The sequence below is a fragment of the Cohnella luojiensis genome (assembly GCF_004564235.1).
Taxonomy (GTDB): domain Bacteria; phylum Bacillota; class Bacilli; order Paenibacillales; family Paenibacillaceae; genus Cohnella; species Cohnella luojiensis.
Map to the genome: position 1 here is coordinate 1 of NZ_SOMN01000028.1, position 26,279 is coordinate 26,279.

At 53.6% G+C, this 26,279-nt stretch carries 24 protein-coding genes and 1 rRNA gene; all 25 read right to left on the reverse strand.

From position 1 onward, the window contains the following. A 16S ribosomal RNA gene (locus tag E2980_RS16945) occupies window positions 1-117 on the reverse strand; the annotation flags it as partial. A 312-nt stretch (window positions 118-429) separates the two neighbouring features. After that, the gene (gene lysS, locus E2980_RS16950; RefSeq protein WP_135153427.1) at window positions 430-1,941 is read right to left on the reverse strand and encodes a lysine--tRNA ligase; all 1,512 of its coding nucleotides are present in this window, start codon (window positions 1,939-1,941) and stop codon (window positions 430-432) included. Between the two features lie 158 nt (window positions 1,942-2,099). Next, window positions 2,100-2,576 carry a transcription elongation factor GreA gene (gene greA, locus E2980_RS16955; RefSeq protein WP_135153428.1) on the reverse strand — a complete coding sequence of 159 codons (477 nt, stop codon included), beginning with the start codon at window positions 2,574-2,576 and terminating at the stop codon, window positions 2,100-2,102. A 203-nt stretch (window positions 2,577-2,779) separates the two neighbouring features. Next, window positions 2,780-3,808: a tRNA dihydrouridine synthase DusB gene (gene dusB, locus E2980_RS16960; RefSeq protein ID WP_135153429.1), complete on the reverse strand. Its 1,029-nt coding sequence runs from the start codon at window positions 3,806-3,808 to the stop codon at window positions 2,780-2,782. Between the two features lie 6 nt (window positions 3,809-3,814). Continuing rightward, on the reverse strand, window positions 3,815-4,321 hold the full coding sequence (gene folK / locus E2980_RS16965; RefSeq protein ID WP_135153430.1) for a 2-amino-4-hydroxy-6-hydroxymethyldihydropteridine diphosphokinase: 507 nt from the start codon (window positions 4,319-4,321) through the stop codon (window positions 3,815-3,817). Window positions 4,322-4,328: 7 nt separating this feature from the next. Continuing rightward, window positions 4,329-4,721, reverse strand: a complete 393-nt coding sequence (folB, locus tag E2980_RS16970) for a dihydroneopterin aldolase (RefSeq protein WP_135153431.1) — start codon at window positions 4,719-4,721, stop codon at window positions 4,329-4,331. After that, entirely contained in the window at window positions 4,721-5,578 is an 858-nt protein-coding gene (gene folP, locus E2980_RS16975) for a dihydropteroate synthase (protein ID WP_135153432.1), read from the reverse strand. The genes folB and folP overlap by 1 nt, the downstream gene beginning before the upstream one ends. After that, the gene (gene pabC / locus E2980_RS16980) at window positions 5,575-6,459 is read right to left on the reverse strand and encodes an aminodeoxychorismate lyase (RefSeq protein ID WP_135153433.1); all 885 of its coding nucleotides are present in this window, start codon (window positions 6,457-6,459) and stop codon (window positions 5,575-5,577) included. Before pabC ends, folP begins: the two co-directional genes overlap by 4 nt. After that, window positions 6,456-7,037, reverse strand: a complete 582-nt coding sequence (pabA, locus tag E2980_RS16985) for an aminodeoxychorismate/anthranilate synthase component II (RefSeq protein WP_135153434.1) — start codon at window positions 7,035-7,037, stop codon at window positions 6,456-6,458. The genes pabC and pabA overlap by 4 nt, the downstream gene beginning before the upstream one ends. After that, on the reverse strand, window positions 7,034-8,617 hold the full coding sequence (locus tag E2980_RS16990) for an anthranilate synthase component I family protein (protein ID WP_240703072.1): 1,584 nt from the start codon (window positions 8,615-8,617) through the stop codon (window positions 7,034-7,036). The genes pabA and E2980_RS16990 overlap by 4 nt, the downstream gene beginning before the upstream one ends. A 125-nt stretch (window positions 8,618-8,742) precedes the next feature. Beyond that, the gene (cysK, locus tag E2980_RS16995) at window positions 8,743-9,684 is read right to left on the reverse strand and encodes a cysteine synthase A (RefSeq protein WP_135153436.1); all 942 of its coding nucleotides are present in this window, start codon (window positions 9,682-9,684) and stop codon (window positions 8,743-8,745) included. Window positions 9,685-9,834: 150 nt separating this feature from the next. Further along, window positions 9,835-10,764: a peptidylprolyl isomerase gene (locus tag E2980_RS17000; RefSeq protein WP_167747161.1), complete on the reverse strand. Its 930-nt coding sequence runs from the start codon at window positions 10,762-10,764 to the stop codon at window positions 9,835-9,837. 16 nt (window positions 10,765-10,780) lie between these two features. Further along, on the reverse strand, window positions 10,781-11,662 hold the full coding sequence (gene hslO / locus E2980_RS17005; protein ID WP_135153438.1) for an Hsp33 family molecular chaperone HslO: 882 nt from the start codon (window positions 11,660-11,662) through the stop codon (window positions 10,781-10,783). A 54-nt stretch (window positions 11,663-11,716) separates the two neighbouring features. Continuing rightward, window positions 11,717-12,481: a type III pantothenate kinase gene (locus E2980_RS17010; protein WP_135153439.1), complete on the reverse strand. Its 765-nt coding sequence runs from the start codon at window positions 12,479-12,481 to the stop codon at window positions 11,717-11,719. After that, complete coding sequence (gene nadC, locus E2980_RS17015) at window positions 12,478-13,377, reverse strand: carboxylating nicotinate-nucleotide diphosphorylase (RefSeq protein WP_135153440.1); 900 nt, start codon at window positions 13,375-13,377, stop codon at window positions 12,478-12,480. Before nadC ends, E2980_RS17010 begins: the two co-directional genes overlap by 4 nt. Continuing rightward, complete coding sequence (nadB, locus tag E2980_RS17020; RefSeq protein ID WP_135153441.1) at window positions 13,370-14,986, reverse strand: L-aspartate oxidase; 1,617 nt, start codon at window positions 14,984-14,986, stop codon at window positions 13,370-13,372. Before nadB ends, nadC begins: the two co-directional genes overlap by 8 nt. A gap of 43 nt (window positions 14,987-15,029) precedes the next feature. Further along, the gene (gene nadA, locus E2980_RS17025) at window positions 15,030-15,968 is read right to left on the reverse strand and encodes a quinolinate synthase NadA (RefSeq protein ID WP_135153442.1); all 939 of its coding nucleotides are present in this window, start codon (window positions 15,966-15,968) and stop codon (window positions 15,030-15,032) included. 350 nt (window positions 15,969-16,318) lie between these two features. After that, on the reverse strand, window positions 16,319-18,319 hold the full coding sequence (gene ftsH / locus E2980_RS17030) for an ATP-dependent zinc metalloprotease FtsH (RefSeq protein ID WP_135153443.1): 2,001 nt from the start codon (window positions 18,317-18,319) through the stop codon (window positions 16,319-16,321). A gap of 89 nt (window positions 18,320-18,408) precedes the next feature. Next, window positions 18,409-18,948, reverse strand: a complete 540-nt coding sequence (gene hpt / locus E2980_RS17035) for a hypoxanthine phosphoribosyltransferase (protein WP_135153444.1) — start codon at window positions 18,946-18,948, stop codon at window positions 18,409-18,411. Between the two features lie 56 nt (window positions 18,949-19,004). Beyond that, complete coding sequence (gene tilS, locus E2980_RS17040) at window positions 19,005-20,426, reverse strand: tRNA lysidine(34) synthetase TilS (protein ID WP_167747162.1); 1,422 nt, start codon at window positions 20,424-20,426, stop codon at window positions 19,005-19,007. A gap of 43 nt (window positions 20,427-20,469) precedes the next feature. Continuing rightward, the gene (locus E2980_RS17045) at window positions 20,470-21,393 is read right to left on the reverse strand and encodes a serine/threonine protein kinase (RefSeq protein WP_240703073.1); all 924 of its coding nucleotides are present in this window, start codon (window positions 21,391-21,393) and stop codon (window positions 20,470-20,472) included. Beyond that, window positions 21,377-22,135 (reverse strand): vWA domain-containing protein, encoded by a 759-nt coding sequence (locus tag E2980_RS17050; RefSeq protein WP_135153447.1) that lies wholly within the window; start codon window positions 22,133-22,135, stop codon window positions 21,377-21,379. The genes E2980_RS17045 and E2980_RS17050 overlap by 17 nt, the downstream gene beginning before the upstream one ends. 162 nt (window positions 22,136-22,297) lie before the next feature. Beyond that, complete coding sequence (gene spoIIE / locus E2980_RS17055; RefSeq protein WP_135153448.1) at window positions 22,298-24,841, reverse strand: stage II sporulation protein E; 2,544 nt, start codon at window positions 24,839-24,841, stop codon at window positions 22,298-22,300. A 420-nt stretch (window positions 24,842-25,261) separates the two neighbouring features. Further along, window positions 25,262-25,705: a S1 domain-containing RNA-binding protein gene (locus tag E2980_RS17060; protein ID WP_115995506.1), complete on the reverse strand. Its 444-nt coding sequence runs from the start codon at window positions 25,703-25,705 to the stop codon at window positions 25,262-25,264. A gap of 125 nt (window positions 25,706-25,830) precedes the next feature. Continuing rightward, window positions 25,831-26,139 (reverse strand): FtsB family cell division protein, encoded by a 309-nt coding sequence (locus E2980_RS17065; protein WP_135153449.1) that lies wholly within the window; start codon window positions 26,137-26,139, stop codon window positions 25,831-25,833. Window positions 26,140-26,279: the final 140 nt, after the last annotated feature.

The following is a 26,279-nucleotide window of genomic DNA, read 5'->3' on the forward strand; positions in this document are numbered from 1 at the left end:
CTCACCCGTCCGCCACTAACCTAAAAGTTAGCAAGCTAACTTCTAGATTCGTTCGACTTGCATGTATTAGGCACGCCGCCAGCGTTCGTCCTGAGCCAGGATCAAACTCTCCATAATAGTGAAGCCGTAGCTTCTTATTAAAGAGCCTTTGAGGCTCAATCTGTATTGCTGGTTTGTCTCCGCCGACTCGAAAGTCGACCTCGACGATTGTTTGTTTCTTACGCTCAATGTTCAGTTTTCAAAGAACAATTCGTGTTTCGTTTTTCTTGTTTATCGTGTGCCCTCTTGAAGCGGCTTAAATAATATATCACAGCCTACAACCCGATTGCAACCCTTTTATTCATGGAAATTACATACAATTCAAACATACAAAAACCGGCGTTCGCCGCAATGGCGGACCGCCGGTTTCTATCATCCAATATAACCAACTTACCCGTCCGAGCGATCCCGCATGTGCGGGAACAGAAGAACGTCGCGAATCGATGGCGCATCGGTAAGCAGCATAACCAGACGGTCAACGCCGATTCCCAGTCCACCCGTCGGCGGCATCCCATACTCCAGCGCGCGAATGAAGTCGTCGTCCATCTCGTGCGCCTCGTCGTTGCCCGCTTCCTTCTCGTTCATCTGAGCCTCGAAACGCTCGCGCTGATCGATCGGATCGTTAAGCTCCGTAAAGGCATTAGCATGCTCCCGAGCGACGATAAATAGCTCGAATCGGTCCGTGAAGCGAGGATCCGATTCCTTCTTCTTCGCCAATGGAGAAATAGCGACAGGGTGCCCCGTAACGAAAGTAGGTTGAATCAACGTATGCTCGCAGAAGGTCTCGAAGAAAGCATTAACGATATGACCGAACGACATGTGCTTCTCGACCGGCACTTTGTGCTCCTTCGCAAGAGCATGCGCTTCTTCGTCGCTCATCTGAACCTCGAAGTCAACGCCTACCGTCTCCTTAATAAGTCCGGTCATCGAGACCCGGCGCCAAGATGGCGTCAAATCCACTTCTTGACCTTGGTAGGTGATCTTCGTCGTTCCGTGTACTTCTTTAGCGATGTGGGCAATAAGCTCCTCGGTTAGGCGCATGATATCCTCGTAGTCGGCGTAAGCCTCGTACAACTCGATCATCGTAAACTCCGGATTGTGGCGAGTGGAGATCCCTTCGTTGCGGTAAACCCGCCCGATCTCGTATACCTTCTCCAAGCCGCCGACGATCAATCTTTTCAGATGGAGCTCGATCGCGATTCGCATGTAAAGCTGCATATCCAACGCGTTATGGTGAGTAATGAATGGACGAGCCGCCGCTCCGCCCGCAATGGAATGAAGCGTAGGAGTCTCGACCTCCAAATATCCGCGATCGTCCAAGTAACGGCGCATCGATTGAATGATACGCGATCGGGAAATGAACGTTTTCTGCACGTCGGGGTTAACGATCAGGTCCACGTAACGTTGCCGGTAACGCGTCTCCACGTCCTTCAGCCCATGGAACTTGTCCGGTAACGGAAGCAATGATTTCGTGAGCACTTCAAGATCTTTTACCTTAACCGAAGTCTCGCCCGTTTTTGTTTTGAACACGACGCCTCTAACGCCGATCATGTCCCCGATATCCAGCAGGTCGAACGCTTGGAACTTGTGCGCCGGCACGGAATCCTCGCGAACGTAAATCTGGATTCTGCCGCTTAGATCCTGAAGATGCGCGAAAGAAGCTTTGCCCATTCCGCGCTTCGTCATGATGCGGCCGGCAAGACTCACTTCGATCGCCCGCTCCTCCAGCTCTTCCTTAGACTGATCCGAATATTGCGCTAGGATTTCGCCCGTCTGATGCGTGCGATCGAACTTCGTTCCGAACGGATCGACGCCAAGAGCGCGCAACTCGTCTAATTTGTTGCGGCGGATTTGCAGTAACTCGCCTAATTCAATCGTTTCCGGTTGTTCCGTATGATCCATGATTTCGTGCTCCTTCGTTTCATTTCTTTACTGGTCGTTCAAGGTTCGATCGATCAGCGAATATATACGATTAACAGGCAAAAAAGCTTCCTAAGGAAGCTTTTTATACCCATCAATCGGCTTCTCCGTCCTAGTGACGGCGACAGACGTCTGTTTCGTTACATTTTGATATCGACAATTTTGTATTGAATGATACCCGCAGGAACGTTCACTTCAACCGTCGTACCTTTCTTCTTGCCGATAATCGCTCTGCCTACAGGGCTTTCGTTCGATATCTTGTTATTAAGCGGGTCGGATTCAGCCGTACCCACGATCGTGTACTCCATGGTATCGCCGAATTCCAAATCCTCTACGACGACGGTCGATCCAATGCTTACGGTTTCCAGGTCGATTTCGTCGTGGTTGATGATACGCGCGTTGCGAAGCATTTTCTCCAAAGTAATGATGCGGCCTTCGATGAATGCCTGTTCGTTCTTTGCATCTTCATATTCGGAGTTCTCGCTAATATCGCCATAACCGATGGCAACCTTAATGCGTTCCGCGACTTCGCGGCGTTTAACGGATTTAAGGTTTTCGAGTTCTTCTTCAAGCCTCTTGAGCCCATCCTGGGTTAGAAGCACTTCCTTATCGCTCATCTCACCGATCTCCTGTCATGGAAAAGATTTTCAGGGTTGCTAATCAAATATATGGTCGGACACCGCTGACATGACATCGTATGGGATGCAAGTCTATGGCAATCCTGCTGTTCAGGCGAATATTGGTACGATTATATTTCAACCCCTGAAAAATGTCAATTCGCGGAAACGCTCCTAAATATACTCTGTGAAACCGCTTCCCCTTAGTGTACGAGGATTTCGCCCGGTTCAGAAGCTTCCGCGGCCTCGCGCTGCAATAATTCATCCACTGTTCTCACGTAATCCTCAAGCACCGTTACGACTTCCGAACGCTTCGTCAGATCCATGACGGAATTCTTGACGACGGCGGAGTCCGGCAGCCCCTTCAGATACCAAGCCAGATGCTTGCGCATCTCCCTTACGGCAACGTTCTCGCCCTTGAGGTCCGATAAGCGATCCAAGTGAAGAACCGCGATTCGGATTTTCTCGGCAGGAGTCGGATCCGGCAGCAGTTCTCCGGTCGTCAGGTAATGAACGGTGCGGTACAGCATCCAAGGATTCCCCAGGGCGCCGCGGCCGATCATGACTCCGTCGCAATTCGTATGCTCGAGCAGGCGCTTCGCGTCCTCCGGAGAGAACACGTCCCCGTTGCCGATGACCGGAATGTTAACCGCTTGCTTCACGTCGCGCAATATGTCCCAATTCGCCTTGCCCGTATATAACTGCTCCCGCGTACGGCCGTGCACGCTGACCGCGGCGCCGCCCGCCCGTTCGACCGCTTGCGCGTTCTCTACGGCGTAAATATGCTCGTCGTCCCAGCCGATGCGCATCTTCACGGTTACCGGCTTCTTCGCGGCATCCGCGGCGTACGACACCATCTCGTAAATCTTCTTCGGATCCAGCAGCCACCTCGCGCCGGCATCGCATTTCGTGACTTTCGGCACCGGGCAGCCCATGTTGATATCGATAATATCGGCGTTGGTGTTCTGGTCGACGAACTTCACGGCCGCCACCAAAGACTCCTTGTCTCCTCCGAAAATTTGCAAGCTTAGCGGTTTCTCGCGCTCATCCACGAACAGCATTTCCAAAGTCCGTTGATTCCCGTGCAGAATCGCCTTGTCGCTCACCATCTCCGCGCAGACGAGCCCGCATCCGAATTCCTTGGCGATGAGCCGGAAAGCCGGATTGCAGACGCCTGCCATCGGCGCGAGAACCACATTATTATTCATCGGTACATTACCTATCTTAAGCATAACTTGTTACTCCTTTCGTAGCCCTTGGCCATCCCAGCCGGCGAAGCGCGCAATCCCTTCCTCTTGCATAGAGAATGCCGACAACTCCCTCTCCCATGGAAAAGGTTTACCCGCCGGCCAGACGTCCTTAAGCGGCACCAATACGAATGCCCGCTGTCCCATTCGGGGATGCGGGAGCGTTAACTCGGGAGTATCTAACGACGCCTCCCCATGCACCAGTAAATCCAAATCTATGTTCCGCGGTCCCCATCTCACGTCTCTCACCCGGCCCATCTCCTGCTCGATCGCTAACAATCGGCGCAGGAGGGAAACGGGATCCAAGTCCGTACCTAGGCAAACCGCCATATTGAGAAAAGAAGGCTGATCGGTAAATCCGACGGGGGCGGTCTCGTATACGTCGGAAATCCGGCGGACTTCAAGCTCGGAATCGGCTTGCAGCCTGCGAACGGCTTCCGTCAGCGACGATTCCCGGTCACCCAGGTTAGCGCCCAGCGCTACGTATGCTTCTTGCACTTCGATCTCAATCCTCTACAGGTACGATGTTGCCGTGACGATCCCGTTGTCTGCGGAACTCCACGGTCACTCCGTCAAAAGTAATATCGAAAGGCGGATTCGGCTTCGTCACCGATACCGTTGCTTTAATGATACTAGTATACGTACCGAGTAGGGTCGACGCAATCTTTTCGCAAAGCGTCTCGATGAGCTTGACCGGCGGACCCTCGACGATTCCCTTCACGAGCGAATGGATCTCGGCGTAATTCACCGTGTCCTCCACGTCGTCGCTCTGCGCCGCCAGGCTTAAATTCATACCTAAATCCAGGTCGACGATATACTTCTGCCCTAGCTTATTTTCCTCGGGATACACCCCGTGATAGCCAAAAAACACCATTCGCTTCAGTAACATTCTATCCATCATGTTCTCCCCTTCATCCCGTGGCGGTATACGATTGCATCGGTCATGGCCGCAACCCGCTTCATCTGCAGCACGTCATGCACGCGGACGATCTGGCACCCTTGGGCGATTCCGAGAGCCGTCGTCGCGCCCGTTCCCTCCACGGCATCCTCCGCGGTCACGTCCAGCGTACGCCTAATGAACGTTTTGCGGGAAGTGCCTAGCAGCACAGGGTAGCCTAGCCCGGCTACGTCGCTTAACCGGCCCATCAATTCCAGATTCTCGTCGTAATTCTTCGCGAATCCGATTCCCGGATCCAGCCAGATGTGCTCCTCCGAGACGCCGGCCGCTAGGGCAAGACGCACGCTTGCCATTAAATCCTCGAGCACGTCGGATATAAAGTCTCTATAATCACGGTTGTCCCGATTGTGCGTCAGGATGACGGGACAACCGAATCGCGCCGCAACTCCCGCCAGTTCCGGATCTCTCTTGAATCCCCACACGTCGTTGACGATATGCGCTCCCGCTTCCAGCGCCTGCCTAGCGGTTTCGGCCTTATAGGTATCCACGCTGATAGGTAGATTGACCTGCTCTCGAACCGCTTTAATCACGGGAATGATCCGCCGCAATTCCTCCTCCAGAGGTACCGGGTCATGACCCGGTCTTGTCGATTCCCCGCCTATGTCGATGATATCGGCGCCTTCGGCCTCCATCTGCTTGGCCCTTTCGACTGCTGCCGCTACCTCATCGAACCGTCCACCGTCCGAGAAGGAGTCCGGAGTCGCGTTCAAGATTCCCATGATGAGTGTCCGTCTGCCAAGCTCCAGCTCTAATCCACCCTGCAGCCGGTACTTACGGGAGTAAAAAGTCGGGTTCATCTCGATTCGTTCCTTTCGGCGGCATCCCGGTACTTATTCATCAAGTTATAGGTGATCGCCCCAACGGAATTGCATCCGCCCGGACTAAGGCCTCGCCCGCCGATGTTCTCGACTTTCGTAACTGGTACGATCTCCTGAATGGAATTCGTCAGGAACACTTCGTCGGCATAGATCAACTTGTCCCACGCATACAGTCCCTGCTCCGTTCTAATACCCATTTCCGCTGCTACCGCTAACACGTATTCCCGCGTAACTCCTTCGAGCAATCCCGTCGATGCCGCGGGCGTATACAGCACTCCGTCCGAAATCCAGAAAACGTTGCTGACCATCCCTTCGACCACGTGTCCCTCATGGTTCAAGAACAGCCCTTCCGTTCCAGGTCTTGCGCCCGCACTATTTAATTCCCTTTTGGCGTTGATATTATTCATATAATGAAACGACTTTAACCGGATATCCCCTTCCGGGGTGCTGCGGGGAAGCTGCAACAAACGTACGGTTTTACCCTTGCGAGTGGCCGGATCATCCTCCGCCTGCTCCTTCGCGTACACGATTTCGTTCGGCTTATCGTAAGCGTCGGCCGGCAGCCCGATCGCTCCTTCGCCCGCAGAAACCGACCAGCGAATATAACCGTCTTCCAAACCGTTCGCCCTCAGCAATTCGGTCACGGCTTCCTGCATAAGGTCCAGATTCGGAGTGTATTGTATTCCGAGCATTTCGCAGCCCTTCGCCAGCCGCCGCGCATGCTTGTCTAACAGCCAAGGTTTTCCTTTATACGTTCGGAAGGTTTCGAATAAGCCCATTCCGTACAAAAAACCGTGATCTAGAGCTGAGATCACGGCTTCTTTGCTATCGGTCGGTCGTCCGTTCACGAGAAGAATCATGCTCTTACGCCCGACTTCTGGCTCAGGAAATTGCGCAATATTCTCAGCCCATGATCGGTCATGATCGACTCCGGATGGAATTGAACGCCTTCCACGACGTATTCCTTGTGCCGTAAGCCCATGATCAGACCGTCTTCCGTCTGAGCGCTGATCTCCAGGCAGTCCGGAAGCGTATCCCGCTTCACGATCAAGGAATGGTAACGGGTTGCCGTAAAAGGAGACGGCAACCCTTCGAAGATCGTCCGCCCGTCATGAGTAATCTCCGATGTCTTGCCGTGCATCAGCTGATCGGCACGAATAACGTCCCCGCCGAATGCCTGTCCGATCGCCTGATGACCCAAGCAGACGCCGAACATCGGAATCTCGCCCTTGAAGCGTTCGAGAATTGCCAAGCTAACGCCCGCTTCGTTCGGCGTGCAAGGTCCCGGGGAGATGAGAATATGGTCCGGAGCCAGCTCGGCAATGCCGTCCAGATCGATCTCGTCATTGCGGTGCACGACGATCTCTTCGCCAAGCTCGCCTAAATATTGCACCAGGTTATACGTAAACGAATCGTAATTGTCTATGACCAGAATCATGTCGATTCCCCCTGCCCTTCACTGTACTGTATCGCTTTCCAAAGCGCCTTGGCTTTGCTCAGGCATTCATAGAATTCCCGCTCCGGTTCGGAATCGATGACGATGCCCGCCCCCGCTTGAATATGACAAATACCGTCCTGAACCGCGATCGTACGAATAATTATATTAAATTCCATATTCCCGTTATAGTCAATCCAACCCATCGAACCTGTATAAGGTCCCCTGCGGGTCGGCTCCAGCTCTTCGATGATTTCCATCGTCCGGATTTTCGGCGCGCCGGTAATCGTTCCTCCCGGAAATACGGCGGCAAGAACATCCAGCGCGTCCTTCCCGTTCGCAAGCTTCGCCTCAACTTGAGATACTAGATGCATCACGTGCGAGTAACGCTCCACCGTCATCAACTCGGGAACATGGACCGTGCCGTATTCGGCGACCCGCCCGAGATCGTTGCGTTCGAGGTCGACGAGCATGACATGCTCCGCCCGCTCCTTCTCGCTGGAGGTCAATTCGTCTTCCATTGCCCGGTCTTCCTCCGGTGAGCTTCCGCGACGGCGAGTTCCGGCGATGGGCCTCGTGGACAATCGCCCTCCGTCAAGCTTAACGAGCAGCTCAGGCGACGCGCTTACCAGCGCAAAAGAAGGCGTACGCAGCATTCCCATATAAGGAGAAGGATTTACCAACCGCAGCCAATCGTACAGCGTCTCGGGCGCCACCTTCGTGGACCGGCTTTGGCGCAAAGATAGATTAACCTGAAATACATCGCCTTGTCCGATATATCTTTGAATCCGCCGAACGGCTTCCTGAAATTCCGCCTTGTTCATCGAGGTCGACAGGCCAGGCAAGTTTTCCACGTCGATCTGTAATTGATCCTGTTTCATACGAGAAAGCATTTGCCGCTTGCGCGCCGCATTACCCGTCGAACGGCTTTCCGATACCCATCCGTTCCATTGACGCTCCATCTGGATCGAGCGATGCTGGGCATTGTAATACTGTTTATCCAAGGTTGCCCTCTCGCTATTCGCAACGCTCACAGCTCCCACACGTGCATGCACCGCGCAATATAGGGCATTCTCGGCATGATCTGCGATCCACAGCTCCTCAAACCGTTGAAATACGTATTCCGGCAAGCCGAGATCATCCCTTGCCGATGCCGGGAGTTTCTCCAGGCTGCGCACGACATCGTAACTCCAGAATCCCAGTACCCCGCCGACGCAATCCGGAAAGCCTTCCGGCCTTGGTCCCGTCCACGGGCGAATCCAGCGGCGCAATTGCTCGAGCGGCGAACCTTCCCCTTGTCCAACCTCCATCCAAATGCCGCTTGACCCATCCCGTTCCAGTATCCTTGAGCGGTTCCCCTTGCCCTCGATAACCGATACCGGGCTCAACCCTATGATGGAGTATCTTCCTCCCTTGCCGCTTTCCAGGATGCACGAATAGGAGGAAGCATTTAACCATGCCTGGTCCCAGAAGGCAGGAATTAAATCTTCGGGTTCAAGTTCAATCTTGCGTATATACGGAAGCAAGGCATAATCGCCTTTGCTAATCCAACGTTCCCACTGTTCCAATGCGATGAGTTCCACGCTTATTGCTCCCTCGATCCATACTCTTACTAAGCAGAATACCACAAATGCCGGCGGCATGCCTTGCCAAGTAAAGCAGCCCCCGCCGAAGGCGAGAGCTGCTCATGAAATACAAGTGTATGATATTAGTTGTCGAAGTTGAAGAGAGGAGTGCTCAGATAACGTTCGCCGTTCGAAGGAACGACGGCTACGACGCGTTTGCCTTCTCCAAGTTCTTTCGCGATTTTGAGCGCTGCGAAGATTGCCGCGCCGGAGGATATTCCCACGAGCAAGCCTTCTTTCTTAGCGACGGTACGAGCCGTTTCGAACGCTTCTTCGTTCTCGATCGTTACGACTTGATCGTAGATTTCGCGATTCAGGATTTCGGGAATGAAGTTTGCTCCGATTCCTTGGATCTTATGAGGGCCAGGGCCGCCGCCGGACAGCAAAGGAGATGCCGCAGGCTCAACCGCAACGATCTTAATGTTAGGGAAGTTTTGTTTCAGCACTTCACCAGCTCCGGAGATCGTCCCGCCAGTACCGATACCGGCTACGAACGCATCGAGCTTGCCGTCGAAGGAGTTAATCGCTTCTACGATTTCAGGACCAGTCGTTTCGCGGTGAATTTTCACGTTAGCTTGGTTCTTGAATTGTTGCGGCAAGAAATAGCTAGGGTTCTCCTTCACGATCTCTTCCGCTTTCTTAACGGAACCGTTCATGCCCTCTGATCCTGGCGTTAGCACGAGTTCCGCTCCATAGGCGCGAAGCAGGTTGCGGCGCTCCAAGCTCATCGTTTCAGGCATAACGAGGATGGCGCGATAGCCTTTAGCCGCGGCAACCAACGCCAGACCGATACCGGTGTTGCCGCTAGTCGGTTCTACGATCGTCGTTTCGCCCGGTTTGATCAGACCCTGTTTCTCCGCTTCTTCGATCATGCTGATCGCGATCCGGTCTTTAACGCTGGAGCCCGGGTTCTGATATTCCAATTTTACGTAGATTTCCGCACTGCCTTCCGGTACGATGCGGTTCAAGCGAACGAGCGGCGTATCGCCGATTAACTGGGTAACGTTCTGGACAATTCTAGCCATTGGACAATTTCCCTCCCAAATTATGCGACGGTCAGCCGCCTCAGTGCGTTAATCCGACTAAAACAGTCGGCTTTTTGATTATTTTCATCTTATCAAACCCCGAAGAGGATTGTCAATAGCTGGTTAAGCGGATTCCGCATCCGCTCGCCGTTAAGGCCGCAGAGAGGGCTCCTTTACCTCCGCATGGTACTTGTTCAACAAAGAATGTTCCAATTCCTTCGTCGAAACCGCTTTCCCGAGAGCCAACAGCCGACGGGCTTCCGCCCGATTATCCTCCTCCGACCTCGTCTGAACCTCGCTTCGTCCGTCCAGCCTCAGGATCACATAACCATGGTCGGTCTCGATCGGTCCGGACACTTCGCCAACCTGCATTTCGGATGCGGCTTGGAACACGGCTTGCGATTCGAACGGGTCTTGGTCCTCGATCCAACCGAGCTCTCCGCCCTCATCTGCCGTGAATTCATCGATGGAATACTCGCGGGCCAAATCCCCGAATTCCGCGCCCTCCGTGAGCCGGGTCAGCAATCCTTCGGCGAGCTTCTCGGTCTGCACGACAATCTGAGCCAGCTGATATTGCGTGCGAGGTTGAAACTCTTCCGAGTGTTCGCGGAGGTATTCGTCGATTTCCGTTTCGGTCACCGTCACGCCCTGAATGGACAACTTCTCCAATAACAACCGATAACGGGCATCTTCCAGAACCTCTTCCCGACTCATGCCCAGCTGCTCTTCCATCGCTTTGTAGAATTCATCCTCGTCCTCGTAACCTTGTTTCATTAAACGCAGCTCTTGTTCCAACTCGTCGGATGAGACTTCGACCTGCAGCGACTTCGCTTCTTCTTTCACGGCTTCCGCAAGCATCATGCTCCTGAGCGTCTCAGTACCGTGAGAAGATAACAAACGTTCAAGCAATTGCCCCCGAGAAATGGCAGTCCCGCCTACGGTTGCAATGGTTTGGTCCTCCGCGACCGTGCTTGGCGCCGGAACGGGCGAAGATTCCGTTGACTGACAGCCTGATGTCATGAACAAGGTTGCCAAGAGGGCTAGCAGTACGAGCGGCTTACGCCGTATCGTCTCCCTCATCGAAACCATCCCTTCCTTAATGCCGATCCGAAAGAAGATACAGCGATTCCAAATCTTCCGCTTCGAACATGTATTTCTCATTGCAGAAGTGACAATGCAGCTCGGCCCGGCCGTCTTCGTCGATCAAGCTTCTGAGTTCCTTCCGGCCAAGCGTGATCAGCACTTTCTCGAACCTTTCCCGCGTGCATGTGCATTTGAATACCGGCTCGATACTCTGATGGATGGTCAGATCGTCTCCAACGAGAAAACGCAAGATTCCTTCCGGCGTCTCGCCTTGATCCAGCAGCGACGTTACGTGAGGCATCGCGGAGATAGCCTGCTCCAACCGCACCAATTGGTCTTCCGACAACCCTGGCAGTACCTGTACGATAAAGCCGCCGGCATGCATCACCGAATTGTCCGTATCCACGAGCACTCCTAAGCCAACCGCCGAAGGGCTCTGCTCGGATTCCGCGAAGTAGAGCGTGAAATCTTCTCCCAGCTCCCCCGAAATAATCGGAACGCTCCCACGGTACGGCTCTTTAAGCCCAAGGTCCTTCGTTACATGAAGGTATCCCGTCCGGCCGACCGCTCCGGCAACGTCGAGCTTCCCGCTGCTGTTCGCCGGAAAGTGAACGTGGGGATGATCGACATACCCTCTTACTTCTCCCTCGGCGTTCGCATCCATCACGATCTGGCCGATCGGTCCGTCGCCCTTCACCTGTATCGTAAGCTTCTCGTTCCCTTTAAGCATGACGCCCATCATTGCCGCCACGGTTGCCGTCCTGCCCATTGCCGCCGTAGCGGTGGGAAACGTATCGTGACGCCGTTGCATTTCCGCTACTAATGCCGTCGTTCTCGCGGCGAAAACCCTTACTCCGCCGTTCCATGCCGTACCCCGAACTAACTCGTCTTTCATGCTGCGTTAACCTCCTGGTACCGAATTGCAATAGTCGTAACCAATTATTTATTTTTACCCATTTCGTTCATATACAATCCGCAACCCTTCGAGCGTCAACAAAGGATCCACCTTCTCGATCGTTTCCGATTCTTCGGCGATCATCTCGGCTAAGCCCCCAGTCGCAATGACTCTTGGCTGTACGTTGAATTCCTTGCATATCCTTCGAACGATTCCGTCAACCTGCCCGGCATAGCCAAAAATAATACCGGCTTGCATGGCGGCCACGGTGTTGCGCCCGATCACGGTTTTCGGTTTGGACAGCTCGATCCGGGGAAGCTTAGCCGCTCTTTGGTACAACGCTTCGGCCGAGATGCCGATCCCCGGTACGATTGCGCCGCCAAGGTATGCACCTGATGCATCGATATAATCGAAGGTCGTCGCCGTTCCGAAATCGACCACGACGAGCGGCGTCCCGTATTGCTCGATTCCGGCTACCGCGTTCACGATCCGGTCCGCGCCGACTTCGCGAGGATTCTCGTACCGAATGTTCAGCCCGGTCTTGATGCCGGGACCGACGATTAACGCTTCCTTACCCACATATTTAGTGAAAAGCTGCTCCAACGTATTCATGATCGGAGGAACGACGCTAGACAGAATAACGCCTTCTATCTGATCGGCCCGAACGCCCGCTAGCTGAAACAGATTGCTGATCAAAATGCCGTATTCATCAACCGTTGCGGATCGATTCGTGCTGAGGCGCCAGTTATGAGACAGAATACGTCCCTGATATAGCCCCAGTACGATATTCGTATTCCCGACATCGACGACTAGAATCACGATGGCTCCCCCTTTTTCTTCGAGTTCAAGTCGAGGCTGATATCCAGCGCTTGAAACGAATGGGTCAAACCGCCGACCGATATAATGTCCACGCCGCTGCGGGCTACTTCCGCGACACGATCCGGCGTGATCCCTCCGGAAGCTTCCAACACGATGTGCGGAGCGAGCTTGCGAATGACTTTAACGGCTTCCGTCATCGCTACCGAATTCATGTTGTCGAGCATGACGATATGCGCTCCCGCTTGAACCGCTTCCTCCGCTTGGGCAAGCGACTCCGCTTCGACTTCGATCATCATGGTGTGCGGGATGCGGGATTTGGCCGCTTGAACCGCCGAGGTAATTCCCCCGGCGGCTTTGATGTGATTGTCCTTGATCATGACCGCGTCATAGAGCCCGAAGCGGTGATTCGCTCCGCCGCCGACCCGAACCGCATATTTCTCCAACGTCCGATGCCCAGGAGTCGTTTTCCGCGTATCCGCGATTCTTACCGCTTGTCCTTGGGCCGCGCTCACATACTCGTTCGTCTTCGTCGCGATTCCGGACAGCCGTTGCAGCAAGTTAAGCGCCAGGCGCTCTCCCGTCAAGATGCTGTGCGTCGAGCCTTCGACAACGGCAAGCACCGTTCCGCGTTCCACCCGGGTTCCATCCGCAACTTCGGCTTTAAACTCCAAGCCCTTATCGACCACCTCGAAAACAAGGCGAGCTAACGGAATTCCCGCGAGGATCCCCGTTTGCTTGGCATGAATGATTCCCTTCGACACATGCCCCTGCGGTACGGTCGCCATCGTCGTTACGTCTCCCGAACCTATGTCCTCCGCTAACCATGCGCGAAGCTGATCTCTAACCATCTCAACCGAGGGTCCACCGATCTCCCAGTCGCTTTCTCGTTCAAACATCGTCGTCGACCCTTTCTGTACGGATGCCTTTTTCCCTATTTAATATCGTATGCCTGCGCCAGTTCAGATCATCCTTCTGGGGATAATCTTCCCGATAATGCCCTCCTCGGCTTTCTTCGCGGTTTAATGCCGCTTCCGTCACGAGCAGCGCGCATGTAAGCAGATTGGCGTATTCCAGCTCTTCCTTCTTGGACAGGCATAGCTGAAACAAGGGTAACTGTTTCTTCAAATCCTCGAGGCCCTTCAATAATCCGGCTCGATTTCTTTGAAGTCCCGCGTAACGAACCATACCCTTCTGAAGCTTCAACCTGCGTTCGATCAGAGCCCCCGTCAGTGCAGCATGCCTTTCCGTCTCCGTTCCGTTATCCGCGGTAGTTTTGTTCGAAGGAAGCTTGTTAATCGCATCCACGATGCGTTGACCGAAGACGATGGCTTCCGATAAGGAATTGCTCGCCAGTCGATTAGCTCCGTGGACGCCGGTCGAAGAAGCCTCCCCGCAAGCGAACAAGCGTCGAATGCTCGTTTCTCCGTGAAGATCCGTCTTGACGCCGCCCATCATATAATGGGCAGCCGGCGCTACCGGAATCCAATCCGATGTCATATCGAGGCCGTAATTCAAGCAGTATTCATAGATCGTCGGAAAACGATGCTTGATCAGTTCCGGGGATTCATGCGTTATATCGATATATACGTAAGTGGATTTGGTGGCTTCCATTTCGCTTACGATCGCTCGCGCGACGACATCCCTCGGAGCAAGCTCCAACTGGTGATGGTAATTTTCCATGAACCGATCGCCGCGAATATTACGTAAGTATGCCCCTTCTCCTCGTACCGCTTCGGAGATCAGAAATCTCGGAGCTCCAGGGTAACAAAGAGAAGTCGGGTGAAATTGATTAAACTCCATATCCCGAATATCGGCGCCCGCCCGGTAAGCCATAGCCACTCCGTCTCCGGTAGCCACTTCCGGATTCGTCGTATAGCGATACAATTGCCCGGCTCCGCCCGTGCAAAGTATCGTAGCCCGTCCGAATACCGCGACTCTGGTGCCATCCGGCTTCTGTACGAGGGCTCCTCGGCATTCTCCGTCCTCTGTCAACAGATCGAGCACGAAGTGATCGTCCCACAGCTCGAGGGTCGGATCGGATTTCACTTTCTCCGCCAAAGCCCGAACGATCTCAAAGCCAGTCGCGTCCCCATTGGCATGGAGAATGCGGCGCTGGCTATGAGCTCCTTCCTTGGTTAGGGCGAACTGTCCGTCTTCCTCATCGAAGTTCGTGCCATAACGGATCAGCTCTTGAACGCCATGAGGTCCTTCATGAACAAGAACGTCGACCGCCGCGGCTTCGCAAAGGCCTGCTCCGGCGATCAACGTATCTTGCGCGAGGAATTCCGGGGAATCTTCGTCGGATATGACGGCTGCAATGCCGCCCTGCGCGTAACGGGTATTGCTATCGAACAATGACTTCTTCGTAATCATGAGAACGCGCTTCGTCTCGCTGGCCTTCAGTGCCGTATACAACCCGGCAATCCCGGCTCCGATCACGATGACGTCGGTCTCTACGCGAGGAAGCTTGTCAAGATCAAAATCGACAACGTAACGTGGAATCATGAGTTGTTTCGTCCCCACTCCAACAAGAGAGTAGCGCAGGCTCTTATTTAACGAGCAGCATGCGCTCCAGCGATAACCGTGCTTTATCCGCAACGTCCTGCGGCACGTAGATTTGCGGCTGCATCGTTTCGAGGCATTTCACGACCTTTTTCAGGTTGTTCACCTTCATGTTCGGGCAGACGAGAAATTTCGATGCGAAATGAAAAGTTTTATCAGGACTGTCGAGCCTTAGTTGGTACCCCGTTCCATCTTCCGTGCCCACGATAAATTCCTTGTGACTGGATTCCCTGCAATGCTTGAGAATTCCTGTTGTGCTGCCTACAAAATCAGCCATTTCCACGACCTCTGGACGACACTCCGGATGAACGACGAATTGCGCGTTCGGATATTTCGCCCGCATTTCCTCGACGTCTTTAATGGTGAGCATGTCGTGCGTGTTGCAGTAGCCTTCCCAGATAATCATTTTCTTGTCCGTAAATTGTTGCACGTAATGGCCAAGATTCTTATCCGGGCACCAGATCACTTCATCGGCATCGACCGAGTTGACCACGTTAACGGCATTAGCGGACGTACAGCAAATATCCGTCTCCGCCTTCACGTCCGCGGAGGAATTAATATAAGTGACGACCTTCGCGTTCGGGTGCTTCGCCTTTAATTCCTTTAAGCCGATCGGGTTGACCATATCGGCCATCGGACAGCCCGCACGTTCGTCCGGAACGAGCACGGTCTTATGGGGAGCCAAGATCTTGGCGCTCTCTCCCATGAAATGCACGCCGCAGAATACGATGACGTCCGCATCCGTGGATGCCGCTTTCTGTGCAAGGAGAAAGGAGTCCCCGCGGAAATCCGCGACCTCCTGTATTTCGTCACGTTGATAATAATGAGCTAGAATAATGGCATTACGTTCCTTCTTAAGTTGCAAAAGCCGCTCGCGTAATTCACGATTCTGCTCTGCTTTACGCTCAAGGGCCAAAGCCTCCATGCTAATCTCCTCCCTAAGGTGAAGTTTGTGAATGAATGCACAAACATAGTGGGGATGCTGTCTTTAGTGTGGACGAAAAGGACTTCGTTCATTAACACTTAATTTACACTTGCCAAGTAAGGCTGTCAATTGATGTTGCAACGTTTGAAAGCCCTTTTTTCGGCACTCTAACCTCACATTCCCTGCCTCGGAACCACACGGTACTTATTGCTCCGATTTCCTCTCTGTATTTCAGAATTACCTTTCTCGTCGCACGAAACAAGTATAAAAACGGCTATCGCCGTACAACGAAAACGGGGTGCTCCCATGCGCATTTCAGCGCGGGAACACCCCGTTGATTCATGAAGCCGTTATTTGGGTTCCTCGGAACCGTCATCCTTGCGCAAATCCGGCGTAGTCGGCAGAGGTTCGTCCTCACGGGTTTGAATCCGGACTTTAACGTTACCCAGCGTATCCACGATCGGTTCCGCTTTGGTTTCTTCCGTATCTTCGGAGGAGGATCCTTCTCCGTTTGGAATCAACAAACCTTGTTCGATCAAGGCCTTGATTTGTTCCAGATCAAGAGTCTCTTCTTCCAATAACGTCTTCGCGATCAGATGCATCTCGGCGCTCTTGTCGGTGAGCAGCTTCTTAGCGCGGTCATAACAATCCCGCGTAATGCTCTGCATCTCTTGGTCGATCTCGTAGGCGATCGCATCGGAGTAATTCTGTTCGTGTCCGATGTCCCGACCTAGGAATACTTGACCTTGCGAGCTTCCGAACTGCATCGTTCCGAGCTTCTCGCTCATTCCGTATTCCATGATCATCGCCCGTACGATGCTTGTTGCCGACTTAAAGTCGCTGTAAGCGCCCGTACCGATCTCGCCGATGAAGATTTCTTCGGCCGCACGGCCTGCCAGCAACCCGGTTACCTTGTCGAGAAGCTCTTGCTTCGTTACAAGCATGCGATCTTCCTTCGGAAGCATAATGACGTAACCGCCAGCGCGTCCGCGAGGGATGATCGTAACCTTGTGTACGGTATCGGCATGCTCGAGGAAGAATCCGGCGATCGTATGACCCGCTTCGTGATAAGCGACAATCCGCTTCTCGCGGTCGCTGATGACCCGGCTCTTCTTCTCCGTACCGACGACGACGCGGTCGATCGCTTCGTCAACCTCATTCATCGCGATATCTTTCTTATTCCGTCGAGCCGCAAGCAACGCGGCTTCGTTCAATAAATTCTCCAGATCCGCGCCCGTAAATCCGGTCGTCCGCTTGGCGATCGTGGCGAGGCGCACGTCTTTGTTCAGCGGCTTATTGCGAGCATGAACCTTCAAGACCGCTTCGCGGCCCTTCACGTCCGGACGATCCACCGTGATCTGACGGTCGAACCGGCCCGGACGAAGCAAGGCGGGATCGAGAATGTCGGGACGGTTGGTCGCGGCAACGATGATGATGCCTTCGTTAGCGCCGAAGCCGTCCATCTCTACGAGGAGTTGGTTCAGCGTTTGCTCGCGCTCGTCGTGACCGCCGCCAAGGCCTGCGCCCCGTTGACGACCGACGGCATCGATCTCATCGATAAAGATAATACACGGCGAATTTTTCTTCGCGTTCTCGAACAAATCACGAACGCGGGAAGCCCCGACGCCCACGAACATTTCAACGAAGTCCGAACCGGAGATCGTAAAGAAAGGTACGCCCGCTTCGCCTGCAACAGCGCGAGCCAGCAAGGTTTTACCCGTACCTGGAGGACCTACGAGAAGAACGCCTTTCGGAATGCGTGCGCCAAGCGCGGCAAACTTGCGGGGATCTTTCAAGAATTCGACGACTTCGACCAATTCTTGTTTCTCTTCATCCGCTCCGGCCACATCTTCGAACGTGACCCGCTTTTTCTCTTCATTATAGAGTCGGGCACGGCTTTTGCCGAAGTTCATTACTTTGCCGCCGCCGCCTTGCGCCTGATTGATCAGGAAGAAGAACAGAACGAACATGATAATGAACGGAATGATGGAGGTCAAGAAAGTCAGCCAGAAGCTTTGTCCCGGCATTCTCTTCGTATTGAATTCGAAATTCTTCTCAAAGCTCAAGGCCGTAAATTGCTCTACTACAGAATCCACCAAGGGAGCTCGGCCCATGAAAGCTTCGCCTTTCTCTTCCCCGGCCTTAGGCTTGTATTCGCCCGTAACCAAATAGGTGCCGCTCTGAATTTGCAAGGTCATCTGTTTGACGTTACCTTGTTGAGCCGCTACTACGAGCTCGTTGTAATTCAGTTCCTTAGTCGTCTCGTTCTTTCCGATGAAAAACTGAACGATTCCGACAGTCACCAAAAATATAAGTAAGTAAAACCCTGTGTTCCGGATGAACCGATTCATCCCCGACCTCCTCTCGACACGCTTACATCATTTTACCATAGCCTGTCTTGGCATCACAATAATAAGGCAACACCGTCTAACGGCGAGTCTTAACTAGAATAAACTTCCGGTTTGAGCACGCCGACGTATGGCAGATTGCGGTATTTCTCCGCATAATCCAACCCGTAGCCGACGACGAACGCATCCGGGATCGTGAATCCGGTATAATCCGCATTGAGATCGACCGTACGTCGACCAGGTTTATCGAACAAAGCCACGACGTTGACGGACAACGCGTTACGGCGCTCCAGCACATCGATCAGATAGCTCAAGGTCAAGCCGCTGTCGATAATATCTTCCACGATCAGCACGTCGCGCCCTTCAACGAAGGCATCCAGATCCTTAATGATTTTGACCTCACCGGAAGACCGGGTGGAATTTCCGTAGCTCGATACCGCCATGAAATCAAGCTCGATCGGTATCGTAATATTCTTGGACAAGTCCGCCATGAAAATAAAAGCGCCTTTCAGTACGCAAATGACGAGCGGATTGCGCCCATCGTAGTCGCGGCTGATAGCCGCTCCCAGCTCCTGTACCTTCTGCTGTATTGCTTCTTGCGAGTATAAAACTTCTTGAATGTCGTTTTGCAAAAAAGGTACCTCCCAGTGATTATTACACGGTATGATTGCTTTACTCTGATCATGCCCTAGTTTTCGCGCGAATGTTCAAGCGTAATTCGCAATGTCTTTCGGGTATCCGCAGTAACTAGAGCATGGCTCGAGCGCCGCATCCCCGGTATCCAGAGCAATCGCCCTTTCCCGTCTACGAGAAGCGGCAGCTTATCGCGGCGGGAGCGCGGCACTTTGGCATCGACGAACATATCTTGCACTTTTTTGGTGCCGTTTAGTCCGTATGGATGCATGGTATCGCCCGGTAAGCGGCTGCGGATGCGAAGGGGATAGATTAACCGCTCTTCGTCAAAGCAAGCTTGAAGCAAGTTAGCCTGATGATGGGGAATGGATCCCTCCAGACGTTCCAGTCTTACTCGCTCCCCCGTTTCCTTGATCGAGAGTTCGTTCATCGTCTCATTGACGATATACGTGAAGTTTACCGATTCCGGAAGACCCGGACCGATATACGCCTCTTCATATTCTCTTCTCATTACCCATCCATCGCCGATATCCAATTGGATGACCGTGGGATGCTCCTGCGCAAGCACCGTTAGAATTTCTTCCACCTGCTGGTAATCCGGCATTTGGACCGGGCTTGAAGAACAATTTAATATTAATTTAATCAATCTGCGTTGTAAAGCGACGTGGAGGCCGCGGAACCGTCGTCGCTCTAGCCGGAAGCCCTCTCCCGACGGAGTAACCTCTCGATAAAAGGTTTGAAGGGTTTGGGCTTCCATATAATCATCATCCGCCGTCGCCATATCGGCTAGTCTGACTAATGATGCCTTCAGCTTAGGATTGTACTTCTCCAGCATCGGCATCAGGTCCAACCGGATCGTATTGCGGAAGTAATGCCGGTCGACATTGCTGCTATCAACCGCGTAAGGCACCCCGTTTCGCTTACAATACTCCAGAAGCTCACATTTGGTTATACGCAACAAAGGTCGAATCAGTTCCAATTGTTCTTCCTTGCGGCGATTGGGAATTCCGGCAAGCCCGCTTATGCCGGTTCCCCGCAGTATTCTCATCAGCACCGTTTCCGCCTGGTCGTCCGCATGATGTCCGGTCAGAAGGTACGCGCAAGAATGCTTAGCGGCGACTTGCTTGAGAAATTCGTAACGCTTCTCCCTCGACGCGGATTGGGGATTCATTCCCGTAGACTCTATGTATGCGGGCAAGCCAAGCTCCGCCGTCTCGAGCTGCATGCCCCATTCCCGGGCTATGCTCGCGACCAGTTCGGCCTCGGCATCCGACTCCGCGCCGCGAAATTGATGGTTCGCATGCGCGACCACGATTCGGAAGGGCTCGATCTCCGCCATGGACCGGAGGAGATGAAGGAGCGCCATGGAATCCGGACCGCCGGAGACGGCAGCCACGACCGAGCTTCCTCCGTGCCACCAACCGTCCGCTCTCGCTTGCGCCATGATGCGAGCCTTCCAATCGTCCTGCGGTTGCACAGTCATTTCTCCTTTTGAGTTTTTCAGGATTATCGAATAAGAATCAATCAAACAACCAAATCGCCGCGACGGAAGTGCTAATAGCGATCGCAACGCCGAGCAATCCGACCATCCATCCGGGAACCCGATCGCCTTCGGTTTTAGGTTTCTGGGAGATCCGGACGGACTCTCTCCATTGCCTAGAAGCATCCTTCGTGCTCTCGAATTGCCCCGTCAAAGCCTTCTCCATCCACGCCTCAAGCGGGAGTAGCCGCGAATGGCTTCGCACGAGCTTCATAAGCTCCCTGGGATGGCGGTTCTGGGGGAGCAGCGTCCGAGTTAGCTGGATTAATCGCTTTCCATCGAGGGCATGCAGCCATAACAAAGCCACCGCGAAATGATCGTAAGCCGGATCGGCCGTCCGGCTCCCGGCAGACCAATAACCGCGATCATAGATTTCGGTAAACTGGCGGACGCTGCGCCCGATAGCCGACGCGCCGCCGTAATCAACCAACTCGACCCGCCCGTATTCGCCGACAAGCACATTGTCGCTCTTAATATCGCCGAACACCCATCCGGCATCATGCAGCTGCGTTAACCTTTCCAATAACCGATAGCCTATGACCCCTAACCAGTGGGTGCCGTTCTGGCGCAAGTAGTCTTTCACCGGGCTTCCGGGCACGTATCTCATGACGTAGAAAGGAACGGTCTTCCCTTCCAACACGACATCATCCACATCCACTAGGAAGGATTGTCTTCCCTTCTCCGATTGGTCCAGGGAGGCCAGGATGTTAGCTTCTCCTTGTAACTCCGCAGTCTCCAGACCCAGTTTAACCGCATAGTTAATCCGATTATCGGAGGAAGCCAAGTAGACTTGTCCGTTCGAACCCAAGCCGAGCAGCCGTTCCAGCCGATAGAGCCTTCCGTTCCACTTGCCCCTAATCTCCGTCCCCCTCGGAAGAGGCTGCCTATCAGACGACGTAGTCACTCCGCACCTCATTCAATTCGCCTCTAGTTGCTTGCGACGGCGTGTCCATTAGCTCTGTTTTGCCTATTTTACCACAAGTCTCCCTTATAAAATCAACGACCTGCAGAAGGGCAGGCCCTGTAGGCGTCGTTCCTCTCATCCGGATCTTTCCGAACAGAGATCTTATCTTATTCGCATCGGACGTCCATCCGGCATCCATAACGCAATAGGAATATTGGGCATCTCCCGGAAAATGAAACACGGAAACCCGACTCTTGCCCGTACGTGCCTGCAAGCTCAGAGTGAGATCGCGTATCGCTTCCTCCACGGCATGAAGCTTCGGCTTCATGCTCGCGCTGGCATCGATGAGCAGCGCCACCGAGAGCGACATCGTTTCCTCCATCTCCTCCATGACCTTCACGACTTCCGCGCGTTTCGGCGGAGGCAAGGCGCCTACGTTATCCACTCCGAACAATTGGCGCAGCTCTTGGTTAACGGCTTGCCGGATACTGCCCGCTATCGTCTGCCGAGTCATCATCTGCACGGTCCGCGACAGCTGCCGGCTGGTTACGATCTGGCTAATCCCGCCGCCAGCGCGCGCGATCTCGGCAATCTCCGCCGCGCCGTACTCTCCGATTGTCCCTTCGTCCACGACGCCCGCCACGTTCACCGTAATTCCCTCGGCGTATGCCTGCGCCGCGGCCACTACCGGGCTCTCCCCTACGTTCGAGCCTCCGTCCGTAATGAGTAAGATCTGTTTCATCGTCCCACACTCCTTATGGTCTAGCATCTAGTAAGAGTGTCGCCAAGGAATGGAAGATTTAACCTTGCGGTAGAGTTCGGGGGTTCCGCAATAAACCAAAGAGCCTCCCGCCATCGGAAGGCTCTCTTCTATTCCCATCTATAAACGCACTTCCAATAATAATCAGCTCACCGTCCTTGGGCGTTCCATCCGGTTGAAGCCCGGCCAGCGGAAGGAGGCCCATTCCGGCTGATGGCGCGTCAGTCTCGTTACGATCACGGTCATGTCATCCTTGACGCCTCCCGGATATTGGCGCAGCGCCGTGTCCAGCAACGCATCGGCGATGTCCTGAGGATCATCGGCATCCAGCTCCTGAAGCACTCTCTTCATCCATAATTCCTTATTGATCGCGTGCCCGGGGGAATCCAGAATTCCGTCCGTCATCATGATCAGCGTGTCCCCCGCCTGCAGCTGCACCCTCAGCAGATCGATCTCGATGTCATGCAAGATGCCGATAGGCAGATTGTTGGCTGCAATCGGAATAATCTCCCTTCCTCGCTTAATAAAACTAGGGGTCGATCCAATTTTAAGCATCGTTGCGTGCGCGGTATATAAATCGATTAGCGCGAGGTCTACCGTCGCGAACATTTCCTCCGGGGATCGCAGCAGAAGCACGGAATTGACCGATTTCACTGCCAATCTTTCGTCAATTCCGGACTGCAGCAGCTGCTCCAACATTGAAAGCGCCGCGCTGCTTTCCATCCTAGCCCTTACCCCATTACCCATTCCGTCGCTTAGCGCCACCGCGAACTTGCCGTTGCCTAGCTCCACCATGCTGAAGCTGTCTCCCGACAGCATATCGCCGTCCTTCGCGGCGCCTGCCACCCCCGTCTCCACCTCGTAGATTTTGGCCGATGCGAACGTCACCGTGCTTAGGTGCGCCGCGGGCTCCCCGCTCCGTTCTCTTAGAACCGTAACCGTCTCCCCGAGAATCTCCGTTAGAATCGGAGCGATCATCTTGCGGCATTCGTCATACCCGGTGCGGAAAGCATGCACCATCTCGATGTCGATATGTCCCTCCTCCAGACTTAGAATATCTATGCTCTGAATCGCTAGCCCCAGATGATCGAGGGCATCTCGTATTTGCCTCTCCTGAATATCCATCTGTTTGGCCTCGCGACGAATTTCCTTTACTAAATCATCCATGACCTGAGAAACGCCGGATAGCTGATCCGCAACCAGAAACCGGCTATCCTGCACCTGCTGCCGCCAATGCTGGTCGTGCCGGTACACCTCGTACTGGCGCTTAAGCACATCGAGCACAAGCGGCGTCTTTACGCAAACCCGGCTCCATGACTTCGGCATCTGCGCAGGCATTAAATCCGGTTCCTCTTCTACGGCCGTCATCATATCCGTCATCAGCTTATAAGTTTGGATGAACTGCCCGTCCCAACATAATCCTCGGCGGTGGCAATTCATGCAAGCCCGCTCGTGAACCTCGTTCACGAAGTGATCGAAATCCCTGCCTTGCCGTACGGTTTCACCCGCCTGGGTCATCTGCCGGAAGCTTCGCGACAGCTGCCGGAACACCTCTGAGAACTTTTCCACCCTTTCCGCGGTCAAATCCCTCACTTTCTGGGCATATTCACGTTGGTTCTGCGCATAGCTTGAAGTACCGGGTATATATCTGGACAGGGACTCCGTCATCGATCGCGGGGAAAATAAGAACAGAATCGATGCTGCCACGGTCGCCCATGTAGAAGCCATCGTATCCGTGGCACTCCCTCCGTATAGTGTCAATACGGACGTTCCGAGCAACAATCCGAATATTGCCGCCGTTTTGCCGCCCTCTCGGACAAGACCGGCCATTAGACCCCCGAATGCAAGCAGTCCGATCTCCGACGCAGCTCCCAGATTGGATAAGCTCAGGATCATGCCGGAAACGACGCCTGCCGACGTTCCCAAAGCGGGGCCGCCTACGAAAGCGGTCATGATGACGAAATAGCGCGACAGTACGCTTGCAACCGCAATTCCATAAACCGTCCAGCCCGTCATCCCGGTGAGCAGACAAGCCATTAGGATAGCGACGCCTATCCATTCCTCATGGCGCAGATCGGCAGCTTTCCTCGTTCGCGCCAGAACGGGAAGCGCATGCACGAACAGCAGCGTAAGCACGAAGGCTAGTCCCGCTTCAACCAACGTCAGTATGTATGGCAACCACGCCGTATCCTCCGCAAGAAGCGTATCGAACAGCCGGACGATCAGCGTAGCCGCAAAAACGACGACCGGAGCATGCGATAGATCAGCCCTCTCATATAGCACCAAGGCTCGATAAAGCAAATAGATGACGCCGATTTCCGCGCAGATGACGGCAGGCATCGGATCGATCGCCCAGAAGCTGCCCGCTACAAGCGATAGCATCGCCCAGAAAGCCAGATCCTTGCGTAAATACAGCACGACCCCGAAGAATGCCGCGGCGAACGGCGCAATCCCCTCCAGCATGGTCGCCCTACCCAGCAAGAATCCGACTCCGATAATCAATAATAGCCATTGCTGCGCTCGCAAAGCCTCTCCCCATCGCTGTAGAAGCGAAGGCGGGCGAGAATTTCCTTGCGCTTGCGCAGATTTTCTCTTCTTCCGAAACCAGCGCTTGCGCCCGATCTCGGGAGCAAGGGTCGGTCCGGCCCCCGTGCGTGTCACGAAAGGAATAACGGACGGCTTGTCCATGATGCACACCCCATTTACCAGATTGAATTTGTGTTCTTAATTATAGGGGGGGCTTTTCATGAAGTTTGTCAGAAACGGTTGGCGGGAAAAAAGTTTTTTCCGACAGGATCGGGCGGTTGCCGCCGACGAAAATCCCGATTACGGGAAACCTATGGCGCCCAAAGGTTAGCCTCGGGTTTTCTTAACATTCGCCTCTGTTTGCATCGATTTCCGACAACAAAAAAACGCCCTCATCCGACGGACGATGGCGCTCCATGTTGCCCCTCCGCAGACGCCAACCGCGTTGGAATGCCGGATAGGCGCGAATGCAAGCAGGGACTTAAAACTTTCTAATATTTCCTCCGATTAGATACTGGACTAAACAACAACAGAGCCGGACCACAGGGGTCCGGCTCCGAATAACATGAATCGAATTATATCTTACGAACGACGTCCGCCGCGTCCGCCTCGTTTGGATTCGGTACTTTTCTTAAGATTAGAAATGCGCTCTTCGCTGTCCTTCAGGAAGCGAGACAATTTGTCATCAAAAGAGGGGGATCTTCCGAAACCGCCCGGTTTGGAGGGACGACCACCGCGATCGCGTGGTCCACGTTGTTGCGGTTGTTGCTGTTGTTGCTGCTCCGGCGGTTTGTCCACGGCTTGACGAATGGACAGACCGATCTTGCCGTCTTTGTCCACGTTAATGACTTTGACCGTAACCATGTCATTAATCTTCAGATGCTCATGAACGTCTTTCACGTAGCTGTCGGCAATCTCGGAAATATGAACGAGTCCCGTAACGCCACCCGTTAAATCCACGAAAGCTCCGAAATGCGTGATGCCGGTAACTTTGCCCTCCAATTTGGTTCCCACTTCGATGGCCATAAAAACCGATGTTCCTCCCTGAACCTAAATGTGCCCGGACTACATAGGTCCGGCTATGCTAATTATAACCGACAATCAAAAGCAAGGTCAACAGACGTTAGACTACTGCAAAGCATATGTACGGCCTATTCCGTTTCGATCGGAACTTCTCCCGGAAGCCCCAGCCCATGCTCCTTGCGGGCAATCTGGCCGATGTATTCCGGATCGTTCAAGCGTGCGATCTGTTGCTTTAATTCCTCGTTCTTGGCTTGGGCATCGGTAAGCTTCCGGTCCGCTTCGTGCAATTGACCCGATCGATCGCTGATCTGTCCGTATTGAACGATAAGAACGTACAGCGCCCAGCTCATGAATAGAACGACGATAAATAGCAATAATTTCAATCTTCTGCGTGCGCCGGTCATGGCGGGTGTTGCGGACAATGTACGTGAAGACATTCCGGTGGCTCCTTTCCCAAGTTGCTGAACTACCCTTTTATAAGAGAGCGACGGAATTATTATAGCATAATTTGGAGATGTGAAAATATCCTTCTTACGATTCACTTTCCGGTAGAACGTTGTCGAATGATTGGAGAAAC